This is a genomic window from Rhodococcus sp. Leaf278 (assembly GCF_001426085.1).
GTDB lineage: Bacteria > Actinomycetota > Actinomycetes > Mycobacteriales > Mycobacteriaceae > Rhodococcoides.
The window spans coordinates 141739-161869 of sequence record NZ_LMRR01000003.1; the positions used below are offsets into that span (position 1 = coordinate 141739).

Below are 20131 nucleotides of genomic sequence, written 5' to 3' on the forward strand. Positions count from 1 at the left end.
TAGGCCGGTCGGCTGTGTGGAGTCACCACCGAAGAACAGCTCTCGTGTCGGAAGCGCGTGCAATCCTTACCGCATGCCGAACGGACGCAACGCCGACCCTGATGTGGTGGCCGAAAAAATTGCTCGCATCAGAGACCCGCACGTCCGGCCGCTGAACTCACTAGCTGACGTCATCGCAGATTCCGTCGGTCTCCCGCACGGCCACGTTCCCTACGTCGATCCAGACCAGGGTGGTATCGGTGCTCGTATGTTGGTGCTCCTCGACAACCCTTCGACCAAAGCTGAGAGCGGCACCGGATCGGGCCTGCTGAGCCTGGACAACAACGACCGCACGGCTCGCAATTGCCGTGAAGCGTACGAACGCCACGGTGTCTCACATGCCGACGTGGTCCACTGGAACGTAGTTCCCTTCCCCGTCGCAGGCATCAAGAATGGCGGTTCCACCCCTGCCGAGCGAACTCGATCTGTGCAATGGACAAAGGCTTTCGTCGAGTTGTGCCCACGGATAGAGATCGTTCTCCTGCTCGGTGCCGCAGCTCGTGACGGTTGGGCGCGTTTAGCAATCGACCGGAATTTCTATGTCGTCCCGGGGAAGATTCCTCATTGTTCAGCACGGGGGTTGAACACGGGCGGCGGGCGGGAGCGTTTTGAGTCCGCTATCGCACAGGTTGCGGAGATGCTTCGATAGACGACAACTGATCGCGCTCGCGGATGCATCTACCGTTCGAACTGGCCGGTCGGCAGCGGAGAGTGGCAATCAGGTTCAGGCCCCCGACCCGCAGTCGACGGGCACGATCGCCCCGGTCACCGCGGAAGCCCTGTCACTCAGCAGCCACGCGGCGGCCTCGGCAACTTCGCGGGCCTCCGCCATGCGGCCCATCGGTGACGCAGCGCTACTGGCCGCGATAACGCCTGGCGTCTTTGCCTCCCATTCGTCCATCATTTCTGTTGCAGTGCCTCCGGGCATCAGACCGTTGACACGAATACCCTCGGGGGCCCAGGTGACCGCAGCGGTTTCGGTGATGCTGTTGAGCGCCCGCTTCATCGCCCCGTACGCCGGAAGCGGCGGAACGGCACGGCGGCTGCCGATGCTCGAGGTGTTCACGATGGCACCGCCTCCACTCCGACGCATAAGGGCGGCTTCGGCATTCATCGCGGTCCAGTGAGCGCGGAAGTTGACGGTGAACTGCTCGTCGAGGTCGGCTTCGGTGGTGGTGTCGAGGGGACCTATCTGCTGCTGATTGACGCCACCGTTGTTGAACGCGCCGTCGAGTTGTCCGTGCAGCTGCTCGACGCGGGCGACGGCGGCACGGATGCTGTCGGAGTCGGCAAGGTCCATGGAGACCGCGTCGGCGGTACCCCCGGCCGTTCGGATTGTCGTCACGAGCTGATCGAGCGCGTCGACGTTGCGGGCGGCGAGCACAACAGCAGCCCCCTCAGCCGAGAAAAGTTGAGCCGCAGCGGCACCGATTCCTCGACTGGCACCGGTGATGAACACGATCTTTCCGGCCAGAAGGCCGGCTGTACTGGAAGCTGTTTCGATGGTCATGATGCAAGCATCAGGGCGCATCAACACCGGATACAGGCACAAACGGTACTAGGGTCCGACGATCAACTCGGGGCACAATCGAACTCATGGACAAGCAGGAACTCGGGGCGTTTCTCCGCAGCCGCCGCGAAAAGCTTCAACCGCAGGATGTGGGTCTTCCGTCCGGCCCTCGCCGCCGGACCCCGGGTCTTCGGCGTGAAGAAGTAGCCGTGCTCGCGCATATTTCGACGGAGTACTACGTGCGCCTCGAACAGGGCCGCGCACCACGCCCGTCGGCAGAAGTGCTGGCGGGCATCGCGGCTGCCCTGTGCCTCGGCGACACCGAGTCCGACCATCTGCACGCGCTGGCCGGCACCGCACCCGCGAAATCAGGTGGGCACCGGCGCGATGTTCGGCCCAGCATTCTCACACTCCTGGAACGGTTACCGCAGACCGCCGGCATCGTCATGTCGGCCGCGTTCGAGGTTCTCGCCTGGAACGATCTCGCCGCAGCGCTCATGGAAGATTTTGGTGCCCTGACCCCTCGTGATCGCAACCTTGCCCGCAAAGCTTTCCTCGGCACCGAGCAGCCGAGCGAGCGGCTCTACGGCATCTCCGACGACGTTCACTTTCGCCACAGCGTGGTCAACGAACTCCGCACCGCACTCACCCGCTATCCCACGGACGAGATTGTGAGCAACCTCGTCACCGAACTGCGCGAGGGCAGCCCCGACTTCGCTCGACTGTGGGAACGACACGACGTCGCAGTCTCCCCCGCCCTGCGAAAGACCTTTCGGAACACCCCCGTTGGAGAGATCACGGTGGACTGCGATTCGCTGAAACTTATCGAACTCGACCAGCACCTGATCCTGTATACCGCCGCTCTCGGCAGCCCCGATGCCGACAAGTTGGCGCTGCTCGCAATGATCGGACATCAGGAAACTGATCACTACGACAAACCAGCCGGGACCCGTACCGAGTGACCCGCGCCGAGTGACAGCAGCCTTCGATCTGTCGGTACCCGATGCTTCGATGGCGGTATGTCACGACTCGACGAGGGGTTCCCGCCGCCCACGGCCTGTGTCCAGTGGTGTCAGCACCGCAGCTACGACCTACACGTCCTCGACGACGGTGTCGAGGTGGACCTGGATTGGTGGAACGGCCACCTCGACCGCGCAGGCCACGATCTTCGGCTGCGGGGCCGCAACCTCGACGGAGAAATCGTCGAGTACGGCGGTGCCACCGTGCAGCGAAACGATCTACGAATCGGCACCGATCTGGCTGTAGGCGAACATGATTCGCTCGGCCTCTTGTTTCTCTGCGCAGCCTGGCAGGGCAGTCACCGGCATCGCAGAGCGATGCGGCGATTCCCCGACGTCATGAACCCGCACCTGAACCGTCCCGACGAGAACCCCGTCGCCAAGACACTCGCCGTGTTGGACAGCTGCGTACGCAACCGTGCAGTGCCCGACCACCCGAACTCGACCTGGTCCGGATGGCCCGATGCACCCGGCGTCGGAATGTCCCTGATGGCCACGTTCCTCTGGGCGGTGAAGGCGTCGGTCTACGGCGGGCCTGCGCAGCTGATCGACCAATACGGAGTCTCGACCCTCATCCACGAAGGATGGCTCGAAGACCCGTCCGTCACCGGCTTCACTCGTCGCCGCTACGACCGCTACGTCGAACTCATCACCGCATGGGCCACCGACATCGGCACCAGCCCCGAACTCGTCGAGATGTGGCTCGTGCAGCGCTGGAGTGCCCGACTGAACGAAGCACGGAACGGCCGCTACACCGCACCCACGTTGTTCTGAAACGCTCGAAATATCATCGCAGCCCAACGGCATTGGTCAGAACAGAAGAGGGTTCATCATCCGTTCGTCACCATGCGCACATGGGGAATTCCAGCGTCCAGGTAGTTCTCCCCCACACGAACGAACCCGAAGCGGCCGTACCACTCTTCGAGGTGCGCCTGCGCGGAGAGTTCGACCACCCCGGGATACGCCTTCTGTGCCGCTTTCACGAGTTCGCCGGCGTAGCCCCGACCCCGCGCACTGGCGGCGGTCGCGACTCGGCCGATGTGAACGGTGTCGTCGACCAGGACTCGAATGGTCGCCAGCACCTCACCGTCGTCGTCCTGCATCCAGAACAACTCCGTCGTCGGAAGCAGGTCCGCGCCATCGAGTTCGATGTCGTCGACGATTCCTTGCTCGTGCACGAATACCGCGACCCGAAGCGCCATGATGCGATACAGGGTGTTCTGGTTCACGCGTGCCAGTGGGGCGTGATGGAGCGTAGGCATGGGGGTCCGTTCTGTCGAAGGTAGGGACAAGGTCACCGGTCGGTTGCGGTATTGCGGTCGACCACGGTGGCGATCGTGCGCTGTGCCAGTCGTTTCTGCGTCGCCGGCGGATACGTCTCGCGATCGAGTACCGCCAGGACCACGATGCCCTCCACCGCGGTGGCGATTTGCTGGGCGCACTCCGCGGCCTCGGCATCGGTGATGTGAGAGCCGAGCTCGGCAACGAGACCGGCTATGCGAGTGAGCCACTGACGCGTGTGGGTCACGTGCGGGTTCCGCAGCTCGGCGTCCGCGATCGCCGCCGCCGCGAAGCCCGTGAAGATTCGGGCTTCGACGGTGCGCTCGTCGTCGAGCGGAAGTACTGAGCAGACAACGGAATACAGCCGCTCCGCCGCGGACTGCGTGCCACCGGCACCGGCCTCGTCGGCCCGCGCTGCCGTGCGCTCGAACAGGGTCTGTCGCGCATGCACCAACATCGCAGACCGGGAGCCGAAGCGGTGCATGATCAGACCGGTGGTGCAGCCCGCCCGAGTCGCGACCGCGCGCACCGTCGTCGCCTCGATTCCCAACTCCGCGATCGTGTCCCACACGGCCTGCGAAATGCGATGCCGCGGATCGTCCGCTTCGAAAGTCACTCGCTCCCACCTCCCCTCTCGCCGTAACACTTGTTACGGACGAGGGTAACAGGTGTTACGGCGAGCCATCCCCCGAACGCCACACGAAGGGGTTGCCGAGACGCACAATCCGTTTTACTGTTATTCCGTAATTACGGAATAACAACCAAGGAGCTCGAGATGCGACGCCTCACCCTGGTTTCGGCAGCCTGCGCGACGGTCCTGTTGATGAGCGGATGCGCCTCCACCGGCTCGGAGACCGCCGAGGCCGCCACTCCGACACCGGAGAACTGTGCACCCGTCACCTCGACCGACCTCGCCACCGAAGACGGGTGGATCGGACTGATCGATCAGGCCCCAGACACCGTGAGCCTTGTCATCGACGACGGACGCGGCCGCACCGTCGAACACCGAGCCGATCAGGAGCAGGTACTCGCATCCGCGATCAAGGTGGTGCATCTCGCCGCCTACGCCCAAGCCGTCGCGATCGGCAGCATCGACCCGAACGAGCAAGTGTCGCTCTCGGATTGGGAGCGGTGGTACGTACCCAACACCGACGGCGGCGCGCATCCCAACGCCCTGAATCGCTTGGGAATTGCAAACACCGGCACCAACGCAACCGACCCCAATGCCACGGTCCGCATCGAGGACATCGTCACGGCCATGATCCAGGAAAGCGACAACTCCGTCCCCGACTTTCTCCGATACCGACTCGGCGACCAAGCCATCATCGACGCAGCCGCCACCGGAGGGTGGGAGAACTTCGAGGTTCCCAGCCTGGTGGCCGACATCCTGTCGATGTTCGACCCAACACTCGCTGACGAGGACCGCTGGGAGACTGCGCGGAAGTGGGCATTCGACCCAGAGTTTCGGACCCAGGTCGACGCAGCCGTGCAACTACCGACTTACGAAGACCAGGCCACCCGCGTGCAGAACAACTTTCGCGGTGCCTCGGCGGAACAACTCAATGGACTGTATCGCGCTTTCACGGACGGGACGTACGGTACTGCGTCCGAAACCATTCTGCGCCAACTGGAATGGCAACCCGCAGGTGACAGCGTTCTCGGTGTCGGTTTTAAAGGCGGCAGCCTCCCTGGTGTGCTGACCCAGGGGTTCGAGTTACGCCGCACCGACGGAACTGTCGCTACCGCAGTGTGGCTGATCGACGGCATCCCAGGGGACAAATTCGATCAAGCCATGGCCGGCATCGGAGTCCAGCAGCAACTCATCCTCGAGGCGATGCAATCGCCGGACGTTCTCGACCGGATAGCCTGCGTGGTGTGAGCGCAGAGTTCGAGTCGAGACTGGCAGAGCTGGAAGCCCGCGTCGCCGAGCTGGAACGACGCGACGCTCCCGAGCAGGTCGATGCCGCCCCGTCGACGGGCGGCATCGTCGCCTACCAGGGCGACGTGCATCTGAACGGAACGGTCCGCTGGGACATCAGCTACTCCCCCGACGCCATCGTCGACCTGCCCATTGCCTCGATGTCGGAAGTGCTTGCTGCACTGGGCCATCCTGTCAGGTTGCAGATCGTCCGAAGTTTGCTGCGCGGTCCGGCGAACGCCGCGGATCTACACACCGCAGTGGGAGTCGGCTCCTCCGGCCAGATCTACCACCACCTCAAGACGCTGAGCACGGCGAACATCGTCGAACAACAGGGCCGCGGTGATTATCGAATTGCCGCCAAACGAGTTGTGCCGCTCCTGGTATCGATGCTCACCGCCGCCGACATAGCGGGAGACCTCGGCAGCTGAGGCCTTACCCGATCAGGGAACCAGCACCACGCCGGCACCGGGGAGAAGAGTGTCGAGGTACGGCGAGCCCCACTCGGCACCGTACGAGTAGTCGCGAGAATGCGTCACCGTCACCACAACAGGCCCCGAACCGGTGTTCGCCACCACCTCGAGTGGAAGGTACTGCTTACTGAAAGAGTTGTCCGCCGGTGGCGTCGGATCGTCCTGCCAATGCCGTAGATCGGCGGCACCCGTCGCACCTGTCGCGAGGTTTCGCCAGTTCAGGTTCAGATACCGGTAGGGATATTGGTCGGCGAACGGGGCAATGTTCGCAGCCGAGAAGCGAGCGACACCGGGGTCCTCACCCACGGTGGCCTTCATCGGAATGGTCTGGAAGAAGCCGCCGGGGACGGCACCGGGAGCGATCTGGAAACCGGTCACGATGGGCACCTGAAGGTTCGTCACCTGCGGGGCGGCCGCTGCCGTACCCACTCCGATCCCGAACACCAGGGGCACAGTCAGGGCTGTTGCTACTGCCGCTCGCCGCAATGACTTTCGCATACCTCATGCCTTTCGTCGATGTCGCGCAATGGAATTCCGAGTCGCTCCAGAATCGTCATCCATCGCTTCAGGTTGAAGCTGAAACATCAACTGGCCGTTGAGTGTTTCTTCTCTTCACCCTCTCAGGCGAAATGTCCGTTGTTCCAGCCGTATACCGATTCGTGACGGGGTCGTGACACGAACGACGTTAACAGACCATCTGGCCTGTTCGATTCATAGTTCAGAGGTGATGCACTCTGCAGCCACCGGTGAGGACGAACGAACGAGGCAAGTCCGCAACATCGTGGCCATGTGTGCCCTGGTCGCTGCTAGCACCCTGACTCTTACGGCCTGCGGGTCCGAGGGACCGACCAGCACCGATGCAGCGCCAGTCACCAGCGCCGCTACCGCTCCGTCCGCGGGTGGCACTCCCGACACAGGTAGTGGCACCGGTACGGACGGACCGGCCGTCGAGGCTCCCGAGGTCGTGACTCCGGCGCTGGAGCAGCCCACTGAAGCGGGACCTGCTGCCGTGCCACCCGCCCCCAACCGCGACGACGTCAACGTCGACGCACGCGACTTCGAGGTAGACGGTGGCCAGTACTTCTTCCAATCCCCCAGTGGAAATGTCTTCTGCGCATTCAATTCGTCCAACGCACGCGGAACGATCGTGGGCTGCCAGGTCCGCTACTCGGTACCGGGCAACACCGGGCGCGAGTGCCTCAACACCGAGAACAACACCTACGGCGTGCAGATCACACAGGACGGCACCGTCGAACAGATCTGCACCAACCAGGGAATCTTTTTCGGCGGGAATCCCGGCCCACGAGTTCTCGAATACGGCCAGGTCATCGGAGTCACAGGCAACTTCTGCCGGTCCACCGAAGCCGGCATTACCTGCTACGACGGCGACAGAGGCTTCATGATCTCCCGCGACGTCAACATCGCTTTCTGATGAAGGAGCTCCGAATGATCCGAAGAAGTGCTCTACTCGCGTCCACTGCTGCCCTCGCCTTCGCGCTGACCGCCTGCGGCGGCGAGGAGGCCCCCGCGGCTGCACCGACCCCAGCCTCCAACGCCGCATCAGCATTTCCTGCTCCACCGCAAGTGACCATTGCAAACCCTCCGGTCGACATCACGGACACCGCCACCGCACCGGAGTCCACCGATCCAGCGCAGAACCCCGCGAACCCCGTGAACAACACCGCACCGATCACACCCGTCGACCCGGCCCGCTACACCGCGTACGGCGACCAGGTCGGTTGGAAGTCCCCCTCGGGCAAGATCTATTGCAAGATCGGCGCTTTCGAGTTCTCGTCCGGTTGCCAGTCTGGAGATGCTCCGGTACCGGACGGCGCGAATTGCGTCAACCCGTCGTTCACGATCGACCAACTGAGCAAAGGCTTCTACATGACGCCGGGCAAGGTGACGCCGACCTGCTTCAACCAAGGTGAATTCGGAGTCGAGAACGCGCAGACGTTGGAATACAACACCTCCATTACGTTCAACGGGATGACCTGTTTCTCCCGCGTCGAAGCGATGATCTGCGACGCGGGCGGCGGGCATGGCTTCGTGTTGTCGATGCAGCAAGCGACGTCCAACTGATGACCGGGCTGAGCAGGCGCACGGTCGTCGTCGCCATTACGTGTACTGGCTTTGCCCTGACGGGGTGCAGCAGTTCGGACGACCCGACGACCGCAATGCCGTCGGTCATCCCCACCGTGGTCGCGGGTGTGTCAGCGACCTCGACCGCGGCAGCACCGCAGGTCACGGTGGCTCCGCAACCGAGCAACAGTGAACCCGATTCTCCCGCAACACCATCGGTCGACTCGGCACCGATCACCCCCGTCGACCCGGCCCGATACACCGCGATCAACAACGAGGTCGGGTGGAAGTCACCGTCGGGCAACATCTATTGCAAGCTCGGCTCCACTGAGTTTTCTTCAGGCTGCCAGGCCACGGACGCACCCGTGCCCGACGGCGCGGACTGCGACAAGCCACCGTTTTCTGCCGACGAGATGAGCAAAGGCTTCTTCCTGGACCCGGGCAAGGTCACCCCGATGTGCTTCAACCAAGGCGCTTTTGGGGTCGAGAACGCTCGGCCGTTGGAGTACAACACATCGATCGCGTTCAACGGCTACACCTGCTACTCCCGCGTCGACGCGATGGTCTGCGACGCGGGCAGCGGGCACGGATTCGTGTTGTCGATGCAGCAGGCGACCTCCAACTGATCAGCGAGCCTCTTCCCGTCGAGGCTCCATGACGAAGTCGTCCAGATCAGCCCGTCGCGTCATCTCCCAGTAGTCGACGATGCGCCACGGCAACGTCGAGACCACGCGTCCGGCATCGTTGCGGTACCAGTTGTCCATGCCGCCGTGCGACCAGATCATCTTCCCGTGCGCCTCGTCGTGCTTGCGGACGTACTCCGCTTCCACGTCGGCCTTGCACTCGATGGCTCCGATTCGCTTGTCCACCATGTCGATCAACACATCGACGATGTAGCGGACCTGACATTCGGCGATGGTGATGTAGCTGCCCCCGTGGCCCAGCACGGTTCCGGGACCGCAGGTGATGAAGAGGTTCGGGAAGTCCGGGACGGTGATACCGAGATACGCGTGCGCATCCTCCGGACCCCAGATATCGCGGATGGACTCCCCCGATCGTCCGCGCACATCGATCGGCGTCAGCAGCTTGTGGGTCTCGAACCCCGTCGCGAGGATCACCACATCGACCTCGGTCTCCGAACCATTTCGCGCAACAACCGAGTTCGCGGTGATCGATGACACGGCATCGGCGATGAGGGTGACGTTGTCGCGCTTGAGCGCTGCGTACCAGCCGTTGTCGAGCAACATCCGCTTGCCGAAGGGTGGGTAATCGGGAAGTGACTTCTCGATCAGGTCCGGTCGGCCATCCAGCTCGGCTTCGATGTAGCGAGTGAAGACCCGTCGATGGGCGTCGTTCACCGGGTTGATCGAGCGCTGCGGATGCTCCCATTCGGGATCGACCTGCAGCGAGCTGTGCACGCGGTCGTTGAAGTTCCAGGCCAGCCGGGTTCGGTACCAAAGCCGGTACAGCGGAACGACATCCATCAGGTAGTTGGCATCGTCGCCCATCTCGGTGAAATACACGTCACTCGACGACACCCACTGAGGCGAACGCTGAAAGACCGTCGCATGCCCCACCGTCGACGCGATGGCCGGCAGCACCTGCATGGCGCTGGCCCCGGTGCCGACGATGGCGACGCGCTTGCCGGCCAGATCCAGATCGGTCGGCCAGTTCGCGGTGTGGAAGATCGGTCCGTCGAACGACTCGAGCCCGGGAATGTGGGGCACCTGCGGCCGATTGAGCTGACCGGTAGCGGTGATCACCACATCGGCGGTCAGGATCTCGCCGTCCACCGTCGTGACGGTCCAGCCCTGCCGCTGGGCGTCGTACTCGGCGGTCGCCACCTCGGTGTCGAATCGAATGCGTTGCCGCAGATCGTGTTCGGACGCGACATCGCTGAGGTACTCCCACACCTCGTCGCGCTTGCCGAAGTGGGTGCTCCAGGCCCGCGGCGCGAATGAGTAGGAGTACAGGTGACTGGGGGTGTCAACGCCGGCACCGGGGTAGGTGTTCTCGAACCAGCCACCGCCCACGTCGGAGTTCTTCTCGAGCACTGTGTGACTGATGCCCGCCTCGTGCAACTTGATGGCCGCGAGCATCCCGGAGACACCGGCACCGATCACGATGACCGACAGATCGTTCGGAGCCGCCACCGGAGTGTCCGAGGCAGTGAAGCCCACGTCCTCGGCAACCATGACGCCGAACTCGGGAGGAACCTGTTCACCGACAGCCACGCTGATCATCTCGACGAGATGCTCCGAGTCGGGTGAGGGCACCGCCATGGGCGTGCCTTCATGGAACGCACAGATTGCGTCGAGTGCTGCGGCACGGATATGGGCGGCAACTGCGTCGTCGAATCCGCCCGTGTCGTTGTTGTCCATGCCCCGACTACGGGTGGGGCGATACGGATCGGCAAGCCAGGTGCGGTCGCCGGTCAACTGATAGAGCACCGCCACCAGCGTGGGCAGGTTGGCCGCGGTGAGAGCCCGCGAGAGCCGATCCCGATCGACTCCACCCACGGTTTCCGCTGCCGTTACTGCGTCTGTGGACACCGGTACCTCCTGTTGCGAGCTGCTCCATCCGACTCCGACAGCTCAACTAACCATGGTTAGGCAATTCTGCGCAAGAGTTTCGCGATCCTCAGATTCGCAGCAAATCAACCCTTGACAATGTGGCTCACGCCACACGATGCTTCATGGCACTACCTAACAGCGGACAGGCGAAGGGACACACCCATGGAACTCACCGAGGCGATGCGTACCACCGGCACCTGCAGGCGGTACCTCAGCGATCCTGTTCCCGACGAGGTGTTCAAGGCCGCGTTCGACGTCGCCCGCTTCGGCCCGCAGGGCGGCAACCGTCAGCCCGTGCGATGGATCGTCGTGCGCGACGCTGCCCGCAAGCAGGCCCTCGCCGATCTCTACCTCCCGATGTGGGACGCCTATTTCGCCGGCATCACCGGCGGAACCGTCGCCGTCGGCGCATTGCCCAAGACCGTGCAGGACGCCGACTACTTCGCTCGCCACCTCGCCGAGGTGCCCGCCATCGTGGTGGTCTGCGCCGCGCTGGACGGACTGCACCCCACCGACCACGAACTCGGCCGACTCTCCGTCGTCGGCGGCGCGTCCATCTACCCGACTGTGCAGAACCTGTGCCTGAGCCTGCGCGATCAGGGCGTCGCGACCGCGGTGACGACATTGCTGTGCCACGAGGAGCCCGCCATTCGCGAGCTGCTCGGCATCCCGGACGACTACATCACCGCCGCGCACATCGCCGTCGGGTATCCGGAGAAGTCGTTCCCACGCAAGCTCACTCGCGATCCGGTGGAGCAGATCGTTGCGGCAGAGACGTTCTCGCAGCCGATGTTCGACTCTGCTGCCCTCTCCACTGCCCTTTAACAGCTCGCACCTCGAGGAGTCCGCCGTGCCCGGTACCGCCATCCACCACCGCTCCCCCATCGGCCGCGCCACCATCGGCGATCAGCTTCGTCGCCATGCGCGGACTCAGCCGAACAAGGTCGCGTTCATCAGCTACGCGGCGGACGGCACCCGCGAGGTCACCACGTACGGCGAACTGGACTCGCGCGCAAACCAGTTCGCCAACCTGCTGGTCGATCTCGGAGTAACTTCGGGCGACCGCGTCGCATCGATGGCACGTAACAGCGTCGAGGTGGTGGTGGCGTACTACGGAACGCTCAAAGCCGGAGCGGCCTTCACCGGCATCAACGTGATGTACCGCGCGGCCGAGGTGAAGCACCAACTCGAACACGCGGAACCGACCGTGGTGGTGGCCGATCCGGCCTACGCCGAGATCATCTCCTCGGTGAAGCCGGACACCACCACCCTGGTGACGTTCGGTACCGAATACGCCGCACTGACGGCAAACACCCCGTCCACCGAACCCGACGTCGAGATGGACGAGAACGACGTCGCGATGGTCATCTACACATCGGGAACCGAAGCAGCTCCCAAGGGCGTGATGATTCCGCACCGCAACTTCCTCATCTCCACCGCGCCCGCGTGGAGTTGGGGCCTGCGGTCCGGACCGGAGGACACCTGGCTGTTCGTCATGCCCTTCCACACCATCGCCGGACTCGGCTCGATGACGACCCTCACGCTGATGGGTGCCACCCTCGTGCTGCCCGCGACGGTCGACCCGGCTCAATCGCTGCGCATCATCGCCGCCGAGAAGATCTCCGTGATCGCGCAGACGCCGACGTTCTATCTGGCCCTGGCTCGTGATGCGCAGTTCGGGCCCGAGGCCGTGAGCCAGGTGCGGCGCTGCCTCACCTACGGTGGCCAGGTGTCACCGCACACGATCAGCGCCTGGGCCGCCGCGGCACCCGAGGCCATCTGGGGCACCTACTGGGGACAGTCGGAACTCTCGCAGCTCGGCTCGGTCGGCTGGTTCTCGACACTCGACGACATTCCCGACGGCGACGCGTCGTGGATCGGCAAGCCCGTCACCCACCTCGAGATCAAGGTCGTCGACCCTGCGGGGAACGAGAGTGAGATCGGTGAATTGCTCTGTCGCACTCCATCGGTGATGCTCGGCTACTTCAAGGACCCCGAGCGCACCGCCGAGGTGTTCCACGACGGGTGGGTGCACACCGGCGACATGGTGCGCATCGACGCCGATGGCAACTTGTTCTTCTACGATCGGATGAAGGACATGATCAAGTCGGGAGGGATGAACGTGTCGTCGCAGGAAGTGGAACGCACCATCCACACGCACCCGGACGTGCTGCGTGCCGCCGTTGTCGGAGTGCCCGACCCGTACTGGTCCGAGGCTGTAACGGCCTTCGTCATCGCCCGCGACGGGGTGACCGCCGACCCGGCCGCGATCATCGAGTACTGCCGCACCGAGTTGGCGTCGTACAAGGCACCGAAATCGGTACACATCGTGGCCGAACTGCCCGTCGACCCGCAGGGGAAGATCCTCAAGCGTGAACTGCGACTGCTGGCGGCGGTGGAGGAGACCGTATGACGCAGCCGGCTGAAGTGAGTCCCCTGCCCCGTCAGGTTCGGACCCGACAGCGGCGAGAGGACATCGTCGCCAATGCCGCGAATATCTTTGCGCGTGAGGGCTACTCGAACGTGGGGATGCGCGATATCGCCGACGCCGTCGGCATCAAGGGTGCCAGCCTCTACCACCACTTCCCGTCCAAGGAAGACATCCTCTTCGCGATCTGTCTGACGGTCACGCAGGAACCGGCCGAGGAGAACCTGCCGCTACTCGACGCGGCCGGAACGCCTACCGAACGCCTGTCGTCCCTGGTGCGTGCGCACCTGGTGCATCTGAATCGGCGACGGGTGGAGTACATCGTGGGCCTGCACGAGCTCGCCTCGCTCACTCCCGAGCACCGCAGTGTTGTCGAGGACTATCGCCGCCAGTACCAACGACGCGTCCGCGACGTGATCACCGCCGGAATGCGCAGTGGTGAATTCACCGTCCCGGATGCGCGGCTGGCGTCGTTTGCTCTGACCGACATGCTCAACGGCATCAGCAACTGGTTCCACGACGGGGGCGAGCTGAGCATCGAGGACGTCGCCGACAACTACGTCGAATTGGCCGTTCACCGCGTCCTGGGGGCATCACATGGCAATTGACGGTCACTGCGACCCGCGCTTCTCGGGCGTGCGAGAGAAGTTGGCGGCCAACCTCGACAGCGGCGAGGAACTCGGCGCGTCCATCGTGGTCGACATCGACGGCCACACCGCCGTCGACTTGTGGGGCGGGTATCGCGACACCGAGCGCAGCCTGCCGTGGGAGTCGGACACGATCACCAATGTGTGGTCGACGACCAAGATGGTGACGTGCCTGGCGGCGTTGATGCTGATCGACCGCGGAGTGCTCGATCCCAATGCACCGGTCGCGACATACTGGCCCGAGTTCGCGGCCGCAGGCAAGCAGGACATCGCGGTCCGGAACCTGCTGTCGCACACCTCCGGAGTGTCGGGATGGGACAGGCCGTTCAGCGAAGAGGACCTCTACGACTGGGACCTCTCGACCTCACGTCTGGCTGAGCAAGCTCCGTGGTGGGATTCGCGCACCACATCGGGGTATCACGCAGTCAGTCAGGGGCACCTGATCGGCGAAGTGGTTCGGCGCGTCACCGGAAAGCCGTTGCGGCAGTTCGTCGCCGATGAGATTACTGGTCCTCTCGGTGCCGACTTCCAGATCGGTGCCGCCGAGGCCGACTGGAATCGAATCGCCGATGTGGTTCCACCGCCCCCACCGACCGACGATGCCGTGCCCGATCCGACGATGGTGCGTCGCAGAACGTTTCTCGGACCGTTGGTGCAGGCCTCGTCCGCGAACACCGCGGCGTGGCGCGACGCGGACATGGGTGCGCTGAACGGGCATGGCAACGCACGCTCGGTCGCGAGAATCCTCTCGGTCATCTCCCGAGGCGGAACCGTCGACGGCGTACGTCTGCTGAGCCCGGAGACGATCAGCTCGATCTTCGAGGAGCAATCCAACGGAGTCGATCTGGCGCTGGGCATTCCGTTGCGCTTCGGACTGGGTTTCGCTCTGCCACAACAGGAATCGATGCCCTACATCCCCGACGGCAAAATCTGCTTCTGGGGAGGCTGGGGCGGATCGCTGACGATTCTGCACCCGGATTCGAAGCTGACCATCTCGTACGTGATGAACCGAATGGGTCCCGGCATCATCGGTTCGGAGCGAGCCGAGCACTACGTGCGCGCTGTGTACGAGGCGATCGCCTGACTGCACTCAACGGGTCCAGGGCGTGTCTGCTGGAGGTGAGACGGCATCGCGTCCACCACGCTCTCCTCAATCGATGTCGAGGATGATCTTCCCGTAGGCGGTGTGCGCAGCCAACTCTTCGTGAGCCTCCCCTGCGCGATCCAAGGGATAACGCGAGTTGATGCGCGGGCGCAGCACACCCTTGCCGACAAGATCGAGCACAGTACGCATCTCGTCACGCGTCTGAGTATGCGACGAGATGTACGAGATCTGGCGGCGGAAGAACTCGATGATGTCGAACTCGACGACCTCCCCCGCGTGCGCGCCGATCGACACCAGACGGCCGTACGGGCGCAGCATGAACATCGACTCGGTGAAGGCGGTCCCTCCTACGCCGTCGAAGACCAGCTCGACCCCGCGGCCTCCGGTGATCTCGTCGACGGCGGTGCGCACGTTGGTTGTCATGTAATTGATGACGTGATCTGCACCGTCCGCGGTCGCCTGAGCCAACTTGTCGTCTCGGCTGGCTGTACCGATCACGGTCGCGCCGGCAGCCTTGCAGATCTGGAGAGCTGCTGATGCGACGCCACCTCCGATCGAATGGATCAGCACGGTCTCTCCCAGCTTCAACTCGGCGCGGATCATGAGCGCGTGCCAGGCGGTGCCGAATGCGCTGAGTGCGGCTGCCGCCTCACCGAAGTCGACGTTGTCGGGAAGCGTCAGGCAATGGTCGGCGGGTGTCGAGATCTTCTGCGCGTATGTGCCCGGTATGTGCTCGCCGAGCAATTTGCGGTTGACGCAGATGTTCTCCATGCCCCGTTGACACCACTCGCAGTGGCCGCAGGTACGGATGTAGGAGACGGCCACGCGCTCACCGATCCGAGCGGGGTCCACACCGTCACCGACAGAGGAGATGATGCCGGCACCTTCCAGGCCCAAGGTGTGCGGCATCGCGAAGTCGAAGCGCGAGACGCCCTCGCGCACATCGATGTCGACGTGGTTGAGCGCGGTCGCCTTCAGATCGACCACCACTTCGCCGAATCCCGGAATCGGATCCGGAAGCTCTTCGATCTTCAGGACCTCGGGGCCGCCGTACTCGCGGAATACCAGTGCTTTCATGCCACTTCGTCTCTCGTAGTGCGAGTGTTCAGCGTACGGGAGGGCCACCGGCATATTCGGGGCAACGGTGGTGGCGGGTCTCTGAGGTCGCACTGTCGATTCAGGAGGTGATGCCGCGCAACCTATCTGGCAGGAACGGTGATTCCTCGCGCGTCGAGGATTGGGCGTACACCCTCGGCGAAGTGATACGACTCCTCCAAATGCGGGTAGCCGGACAGAATGAACTCGTCGAATCCTGCGTCGTGGTACTCCCCGATCAGGTTCGCGACCTCCTCGTGCGAACCGACCAGAGCCGTACCCGCGCCGCCGCGCACCAGGCCGACGCCGGCCCACAGGTTCGGGTAGATCTCGAGCGAGTCCTTGCTGCCCCCGTGCAGCGCCGCCATCCTGCGCTGCCCCTCGGACTGCGAGGACGAATGCAGTGCGTGTGCCTGGGCGACCTGCTCCTCGGGAAGCTCGTCGAGGAGCTTCTGCGCGACGGCCCAGGCCTCTTCGGACGTATCACGGCTGATGGTGTGCAGGCGAATGCCATAAGTGAGCTTGCGCCCCTCGGCGTCCGCTAGCGCCTGCACCTTCTCGATCTTCGCGCGAGCGTCGGCCGGCGGCTCGCCCCACGTCAGATACGTCTGGACGTGCTTCGCAGCGACGGCGAGTGCGGGATCCGACGAACCGCCGAACCAGAACTCGGGCAACGGATCCGGAGCTTCGGATACCCGCGCGTCGGCGACCTTGAAGAACTCGCCTTCGTGATCGACTGCCGACTCGGTCCAGATCCGGTGGACGAGTCCGAGGAATTCGTCGGTGCGGGCGTAGCGCCGATCGTGGTCGATCCAATCCCCGAAACGACGCTGTTCGACGTCGTCGCCCCCGGTGACGATGTTGAACAACACCCGCCCTTCCGAGAACCGCTGCAACGTCGCGGCCTGCTGCGCCGCCAACGTCGGCGGCGTGAGGCCGGGTCGGAAGGCAACGAGGAACTTGAGCCGTCGGGTGCTCTGAAGTAAAGCGGCCGTCGTCAACCACGCGTCCTCGCACCATGTTCCGGTCGGAGTCAACACCCCTTCGTAGCCGAGGCGGTCCGCTGCCTGCGCCACCTCGGTGAGGTAGCGCAGCGACGGACGACGGAACCCAGCGGGTTCGCGGAGGTTGCCCGAGGCGTGGGACGCGCCGACGATGGAGCGGCCGTCGCCTGCGGTGGGGAGGAACCAGAAGATGCGTGCGGTCACGAGTGAACTCCTACGACGTGGTGGGTGATCAGTTGGTGGGGGCGGTCGCGTCGGCGATGGCGTCGTTGTAACGCGTGTCGACGAAGTCCGCGAACGTGTTGCCGCCAGGGATGCTTCCGCTCTCGACGAACGCATCGAACAGTGCCTGTTCCGACTCGATAACGTTGTCATCCAACGTAATTGCCGGTCGCTGGCTTCGTCCCTGTGCCAATTCACCCGCGGCCGGGTCGATTCCGACGGCAGTGGAGTACGCCGCCGCCCACTCGGCCGGATTCTTCTCGGCCCATGCAGACGCCTTGGCCAGGCGAACCACGAAGTCCTGCAGAGCGGTGTTTGTTGCGGGATCGTCCAGCGCCTGCTGCGACGCGATACCGAAGCCGTAACCGTTGGCCACGCCTTCGGCCGTGGTCAGCGTCTTCGAGCCGTTCTGCACCTGCGCGATCGCGGTGAAGGGATCCCAGATCGCCCAGGCATCGACCTGACCCGAGGTGAATGCAGTCAGCGCATCGGCAGGTTGAAGGAACACCAACTGAACGTCGTCGGTGGTCAACCCGGCCTTCTGCAACTGCAGCAGCACATGACCGTGCGCCGAACTTCCCTTGCCCACTGCGATCTTCTTGCCCCGCAGGTCGGCGAACGACCCAAAAGTCGAATCCGGCGGCACGAGAATCTGATCGCCACTCGCGTCGTTGGTGTAGGCGGAGACGACCTTGATGCGCGCGTTGGCTGCAACGCCGAACACCGGCGGCGTGTTGCCCGTGACCGCGAAGTCGATCTGGCCGGCCGTTGCGGCCTCCACCTGAGGCGGGCCGGAGGTGAAGGTGGAGAACGCGACATCGTAAGGTGCAGAGTCGAGCTCACCCGACGCACGAAGCAGCGCCTCGGTGCCACCCTTCTGGTCGCCGACGTCGAGGGTGACCGTGGCGAGCTGATCGTTGGACACCAGCGCGGGAGCTTCGGTGGTCGCGGTATCGCTGCCACGAGAGACGCAACCCGTCAGGCCGGCGAGCGTCAAGGACAGGGCGGCGATAGTGCCTAGGGCGCGAACAGAGCGTGGTCGAGCGTGTGACGACATGGGTGAAAGATCCTTCGTATCAGTGAAATCAGTGGACGCCGAGGGCACCGAGCAAGTGGGTGCGAATGCGGGAGAAGCCGGCGGTTCCCCGGTCGCGGGGACGAGGCAGGTCGACGTGGACGGTCTCCGCCACGGCACCCCCGTCGAGCACCACTACCCTGTCGCCCAACGCAATTGCCTCATCGACGTCGTGGGTGACCAGCAAGATGCCGAAGCCGTGCCGTCCCCACAGATCGAGTAGAAGCGACTGCATGGTCAATCGTGTGAGTGCGTCGAGCGCTCCGAACGGTTCGTCGAGCAGCAGCAGTTCGGGTTCCCCCACCAACGCTCGTGCCAGCGCGGCGCGCTGGGCTTGCCCACCGGACAACGTGAGTGGCCATGCATCCCGCTTCTCGGCCAACCCCACCTCGTCCAGGGTGGTATCTGCAGCAGCAAGTGCCGCGTTGCCCGTGACGCCTGCGGTGTTCAGACCGTAAGCCACGTTCTGGCGAACCGACCGCCACGGAAACAGGCGTGGTTCCTGGAACGCCACTGCGGGATTCCCGGCTACGTGCCGCTCTCCGGTGTGGTCCGTGGACAGTCCGGCCAGGACGCGCAGGATCGTGGACTTGCCGGAGCCGGATCGTCCGACCAGAGACACGATTTCGCCTCGCTCGATGGACAGGTCGACGCCTTTCAGCACGTGACTGGACCCGTAGAACTTGTCGATGCCGTGCAAGGTGGCGACGGAGGTCGTCGTCGAGGTCATGATCGGGCATCCAATCGGTAACGGAGGGCACGCTTTTCAAGGATTCGAACGATGCCGTCGGTGGCGATCCCCATCAGCGCGTAAACGACGAGTCCGAAGATGATGGTGTCCAAGCGCAGGAAGTCTCGGGCATCGTTGATGATGTGGCCCAGTCCGGATTCGGCGTTGATCTGCTCGGCCACGATCAACGACAACCAGGCGATAGCCAACGACTGGCGCAGTCCCACCAGCAGCTGTGGAGCGATGCTGGGCAGGATGATCGTGGTGAAGCGTTGACGCCACGAGAAACCGAGTACGACGGCGGTGTCGAGGAAGTCGCGATCGATCTGACGGATGGCCGAGTACGTGTTGAGGTACAGCGGAAATGCAACTCCCAGAGCGATGAGCAGGATTTTGGGAGTCTCGCCGATACCGAACCAGAGAATGAACAGCGGGATGAGTCCGAGATGCGGGAGCGCGCGCAGCATCTGCAGCGGCGGATCGACGGTTGCTTCAGCGAGCTTCGACAGTCCGACGAGCGCTCCGAGCGCCACTCCGATCACCCCGCCCAGCACGAGTCCCTGAACAACGCGGGTTCCGGAGACGGCGAGTGCCTCGACCAGCTGACCGTTGCGTAACAACTGCACGCCCGCGTCGAAGACCAAGGATGGTGCGGGCAGCACCCGCTCGGAGAGAACTCCAGCAGCGCTGGCGATCTGCCACAGAACGAGGAGCGCGAGGGGCGACAGACTGCGTACGACGGTCCATCGATACCGCTGCCACACCGACCGCTTCGGTGACGCGGGTGCGGGGCCGGCGTCGCTGACGCGCAGGTGCACGGGCCCAGCGGGTGGGGCGTACGACGTGACGACCATGTTCACGTGCCTTCCGGTTGATGACGAGCAGGTTCGATTCACCACCCTCCGTCACGATGCGGGTCCGAGAACAGGG

22 protein-coding genes are annotated in these 20131 nt (G+C 64.0%); 12 read left to right on the plus strand and 10 right to left on the minus strand.

From position 1 onward, the window contains the following. Positions 1 to 73: 73 nt before the first annotated feature. On the plus strand, positions 74 to 688 hold the full coding sequence (locus ASG84_RS04980; RefSeq protein WP_032379749.1) for a uracil-DNA glycosylase: 615 nt from the start codon (positions 74 to 76) through the stop codon (positions 686 to 688). A gap of 75 nt (positions 689 to 763) precedes the next feature. Here the strand turns inward: ASG84_RS04980 and ASG84_RS04985 are convergent, their stop codons facing one another. Next, positions 764 to 1549 carry an SDR family NAD(P)-dependent oxidoreductase gene (locus ASG84_RS04985; protein WP_057475915.1) on the minus strand — a complete coding sequence of 262 codons (786 nt, stop codon included), beginning with the start codon at positions 1547 to 1549 and terminating at the stop codon, positions 764 to 766. Positions 1550 to 1635: 86 nt separating this feature from the next. Here ASG84_RS04985 and ASG84_RS04990 point away from each other — a divergent pair, with 86 nt between their 5' ends. Further along, the gene (locus ASG84_RS04990; RefSeq protein ID WP_057475916.1) at positions 1636 to 2511 is read left to right on the plus strand and encodes a helix-turn-helix transcriptional regulator; all 876 of its coding nucleotides are present in this window, start codon (positions 1636 to 1638) and stop codon (positions 2509 to 2511) included. A 57-nt stretch (positions 2512 to 2568) separates the two neighbouring features. Continuing rightward, on the plus strand, positions 2569 to 3342 hold the full coding sequence (locus ASG84_RS04995; protein ID WP_057475917.1) for an 8-oxoguanine DNA glycosylase OGG fold protein: 774 nt from the start codon (positions 2569 to 2571) through the stop codon (positions 3340 to 3342). Positions 3343 to 3398: 56 nt separating this feature from the next. Here ASG84_RS04995 and ASG84_RS05000 read toward each other — a convergent pair whose 3' ends face one another. After that, positions 3399 to 3830: a GNAT family N-acetyltransferase gene (locus ASG84_RS05000; protein ID WP_057475918.1), complete on the minus strand. Its 432-nt coding sequence runs from the start codon at positions 3828 to 3830 to the stop codon at positions 3399 to 3401. A 32-nt stretch (positions 3831 to 3862) separates the two neighbouring features. Next, entirely contained in the window at positions 3863 to 4465 is a 603-nt protein-coding gene (locus ASG84_RS05005) for a TetR/AcrR family transcriptional regulator (RefSeq protein WP_057475919.1), read from the minus strand. Between the two features lie 159 nt (positions 4466 to 4624). Between ASG84_RS05005 and ASG84_RS05010 the strand changes: the two genes are divergently transcribed. Beyond that, the gene (locus tag ASG84_RS05010; protein WP_057475920.1) at positions 4625 to 5728 is read left to right on the plus strand and encodes a serine hydrolase; all 1104 of its coding nucleotides are present in this window, start codon (positions 4625 to 4627) and stop codon (positions 5726 to 5728) included. Further along, positions 5725 to 6198, plus strand: a complete 474-nt coding sequence (locus ASG84_RS05015) for an ArsR/SmtB family transcription factor (RefSeq protein ID WP_057475921.1) — start codon at positions 5725 to 5727, stop codon at positions 6196 to 6198. The genes ASG84_RS05010 and ASG84_RS05015 overlap by 4 nt, the downstream gene beginning before the upstream one ends. Before the next feature lie 12 nt (positions 6199 to 6210). Here ASG84_RS05015 and ASG84_RS05020 read toward each other — a convergent pair whose 3' ends face one another. Continuing rightward, positions 6211 to 6738: a hypothetical protein gene (locus ASG84_RS05020; RefSeq protein WP_057475922.1), complete on the minus strand. Its 528-nt coding sequence runs from the start codon at positions 6736 to 6738 to the stop codon at positions 6211 to 6213. 229 nt (positions 6739 to 6967) lie between these two features. On the opposite strand from ASG84_RS05020, the gene ASG84_RS05025 reads away from it, so the two are divergent. From ASG84_RS05025 to ASG84_RS05035, 3 genes are read left to right on the plus strand one after another with little or no spacing between them, the layout of a single operon-like run. Further along, on the plus strand, positions 6968 to 7672 hold the full coding sequence (locus ASG84_RS05025; protein ID WP_057475923.1) for a hypothetical protein: 705 nt from the start codon (positions 6968 to 6970) through the stop codon (positions 7670 to 7672). Positions 7673 to 7686: 14 nt separating this feature from the next. After that, complete coding sequence (locus tag ASG84_RS05030) at positions 7687 to 8322, plus strand: hypothetical protein (RefSeq protein ID WP_156399393.1); 636 nt, start codon at positions 7687 to 7689, stop codon at positions 8320 to 8322. After that, positions 8322 to 8948 carry a hypothetical protein gene (locus ASG84_RS05035; RefSeq protein WP_057475925.1) on the plus strand — a complete coding sequence of 209 codons (627 nt, stop codon included), beginning with the start codon at positions 8322 to 8324 and terminating at the stop codon, positions 8946 to 8948. The genes ASG84_RS05030 and ASG84_RS05035 overlap by 1 nt, the downstream gene beginning before the upstream one ends. Here ASG84_RS05035 and ASG84_RS05040 read toward each other — a convergent pair whose 3' ends face one another. Beyond that, a complete protein-coding gene (locus tag ASG84_RS05040) occupies positions 8949 to 10874 on the minus strand; it encodes a flavin-containing monooxygenase (RefSeq protein ID WP_235581536.1) in 1926 nt (641 codons plus the stop codon). It abuts the gene before it with no gap. Positions 10875 to 11057: 183 nt separating this feature from the next. On the opposite strand from ASG84_RS05040, the gene ASG84_RS05045 reads away from it, so the two are divergent. The 4 genes from ASG84_RS05045 to ASG84_RS05060 are packed head-to-tail and all read left to right on the plus strand — an operon-like array spanning position 11058 to position 15054. Then, positions 11058 to 11720: a nitroreductase family protein gene (locus ASG84_RS05045; protein ID WP_057475927.1), complete on the plus strand. Its 663-nt coding sequence runs from the start codon at positions 11058 to 11060 to the stop codon at positions 11718 to 11720. Positions 11721 to 11745: 25 nt separating this feature from the next. After that, positions 11746 to 13308 (plus strand): class I adenylate-forming enzyme family protein, encoded by a 1563-nt coding sequence (locus ASG84_RS05050; protein WP_057475928.1) that lies wholly within the window; start codon positions 11746 to 11748, stop codon positions 13306 to 13308. Continuing rightward, entirely contained in the window at positions 13305 to 13931 is a 627-nt protein-coding gene (locus ASG84_RS05055; RefSeq protein WP_057475929.1) for a TetR/AcrR family transcriptional regulator, read from the plus strand. Before ASG84_RS05050 ends, ASG84_RS05055 begins: the two co-directional genes overlap by 4 nt. Beyond that, the gene (locus ASG84_RS05060; protein WP_057475930.1) at positions 13921 to 15054 is read left to right on the plus strand and encodes a serine hydrolase domain-containing protein; all 1134 of its coding nucleotides are present in this window, start codon (positions 13921 to 13923) and stop codon (positions 15052 to 15054) included. The genes ASG84_RS05055 and ASG84_RS05060 overlap by 11 nt, the downstream gene beginning before the upstream one ends. Before the next feature lie 66 nt (positions 15055 to 15120). Here the strand turns inward: ASG84_RS05060 and ASG84_RS05065 are convergent, their stop codons facing one another. The 5 genes from ASG84_RS05065 to ASG84_RS05085 all read right to left on the minus strand — a co-directional run bounded on the left by ASG84_RS05065 (position 15121) and on the right by ASG84_RS05085 (position 20055). Continuing rightward, positions 15121 to 16152 (minus strand): zinc-binding dehydrogenase, encoded by a 1032-nt coding sequence (locus tag ASG84_RS05065; protein WP_057475931.1) that lies wholly within the window; start codon positions 16150 to 16152, stop codon positions 15121 to 15123. Positions 16153 to 16274: 122 nt separating this feature from the next. After that, positions 16275 to 17378 carry an LLM class flavin-dependent oxidoreductase gene (locus ASG84_RS05070; RefSeq protein WP_057475932.1) on the minus strand — a complete coding sequence of 368 codons (1104 nt, stop codon included), beginning with the start codon at positions 17376 to 17378 and terminating at the stop codon, positions 16275 to 16277. Between the two features lie 28 nt (positions 17379 to 17406). Beyond that, positions 17407 to 18453, minus strand: a complete 1047-nt coding sequence (locus ASG84_RS05075; protein WP_057475933.1) for an ABC transporter substrate-binding protein — start codon at positions 18451 to 18453, stop codon at positions 17407 to 17409. Between the two features lie 28 nt (positions 18454 to 18481). Continuing rightward, on the minus strand, positions 18482 to 19201 hold the full coding sequence (locus ASG84_RS05080; protein WP_057475934.1) for an ABC transporter ATP-binding protein: 720 nt from the start codon (positions 19199 to 19201) through the stop codon (positions 18482 to 18484). Further along, the gene (locus ASG84_RS05085; protein WP_082520798.1) at positions 19198 to 20055 is read right to left on the minus strand and encodes an ABC transporter permease; all 858 of its coding nucleotides are present in this window, start codon (positions 20053 to 20055) and stop codon (positions 19198 to 19200) included. Before ASG84_RS05085 ends, ASG84_RS05080 begins: the two co-directional genes overlap by 4 nt. Between the last annotated feature and the right edge of the window lie 76 nt (positions 20056 to 20131).

What these genes read in the sequence shown, in the direction of transcription:
- ASG84_RS04980 (WP_032379749.1), top strand. Translation starts at nt 74, where the DNA reads ATGCCGAACGGACGCAACGCCGACCCTGATGTGGTGGCCGAAAAAATT.
- ASG84_RS05055 (WP_057475929.1), top strand. Translation starts at nt 13,305, where the DNA reads ATGACGCAGCCGGCTGAAGTGAGTCCCCTGCCCCGTCAGGTTCGGACC.
- ASG84_RS05065 (WP_057475931.1), bottom strand. Translation starts at nt 16,152, where the DNA reads ATGAAAGCACTGGTATTCCGCGAGTACGGCGGCCCCGAGGTCCTGAAG.
- ASG84_RS05030 (WP_156399393.1), top strand. Translation starts at nt 7,687, where the DNA reads ATGATCCGAAGAAGTGCTCTACTCGCGTCCACTGCTGCCCTCGCCTTC.
- ASG84_RS05020 (WP_057475922.1), bottom strand. Translation starts at nt 6,738, where the DNA reads ATGCGAAAGTCATTGCGGCGAGCGGCAGTAGCAACAGCCCTGACTGTG.
- ASG84_RS04985 (WP_057475915.1), bottom strand. Translation starts at nt 1,549, where the DNA reads ATGACCATCGAAACAGCTTCCAGTACAGCCGGCCTTCTGGCCGGAAAG.
- ASG84_RS05060 (WP_057475930.1), top strand. Translation starts at nt 13,921, where the DNA reads ATGGCAATTGACGGTCACTGCGACCCGCGCTTCTCGGGCGTGCGAGAG.
- ASG84_RS05085 (WP_082520798.1), bottom strand. Translation starts at nt 20,055, where the DNA reads ATGGTCGTCACGTCGTACGCCCCACCCGCTGGGCCCGTGCACCTGCGC.
- ASG84_RS05035 (WP_057475925.1), top strand. Translation starts at nt 8,322, where the DNA reads ATGACCGGGCTGAGCAGGCGCACGGTCGTCGTCGCCATTACGTGTACT.
- ASG84_RS05000 (WP_057475918.1), bottom strand. Translation starts at nt 3,830, where the DNA reads ATGCCTACGCTCCATCACGCCCCACTGGCACGCGTGAACCAGAACACC.
- ASG84_RS04995 (WP_057475917.1), top strand. Translation starts at nt 2,569, where the DNA reads ATGTCACGACTCGACGAGGGGTTCCCGCCGCCCACGGCCTGTGTCCAG.
- ASG84_RS05010 (WP_057475920.1), top strand. Translation starts at nt 4,625, where the DNA reads ATGCGACGCCTCACCCTGGTTTCGGCAGCCTGCGCGACGGTCCTGTTG.
- ASG84_RS05075 (WP_057475933.1), bottom strand. Translation starts at nt 18,453, where the DNA reads ATGTCGTCACACGCTCGACCACGCTCTGTTCGCGCCCTAGGCACTATC.
- ASG84_RS04990 (WP_057475916.1), top strand. Translation starts at nt 1,636, where the DNA reads ATGGACAAGCAGGAACTCGGGGCGTTTCTCCGCAGCCGCCGCGAAAAG.
- ASG84_RS05080 (WP_057475934.1), bottom strand. Translation starts at nt 19,201, where the DNA reads ATGACCTCGACGACGACCTCCGTCGCCACCTTGCACGGCATCGACAAG.
- ASG84_RS05025 (WP_057475923.1), top strand. Translation starts at nt 6,968, where the DNA reads ATGCACTCTGCAGCCACCGGTGAGGACGAACGAACGAGGCAAGTCCGC.
- ASG84_RS05045 (WP_057475927.1), top strand. Translation starts at nt 11,058, where the DNA reads ATGGAACTCACCGAGGCGATGCGTACCACCGGCACCTGCAGGCGGTAC.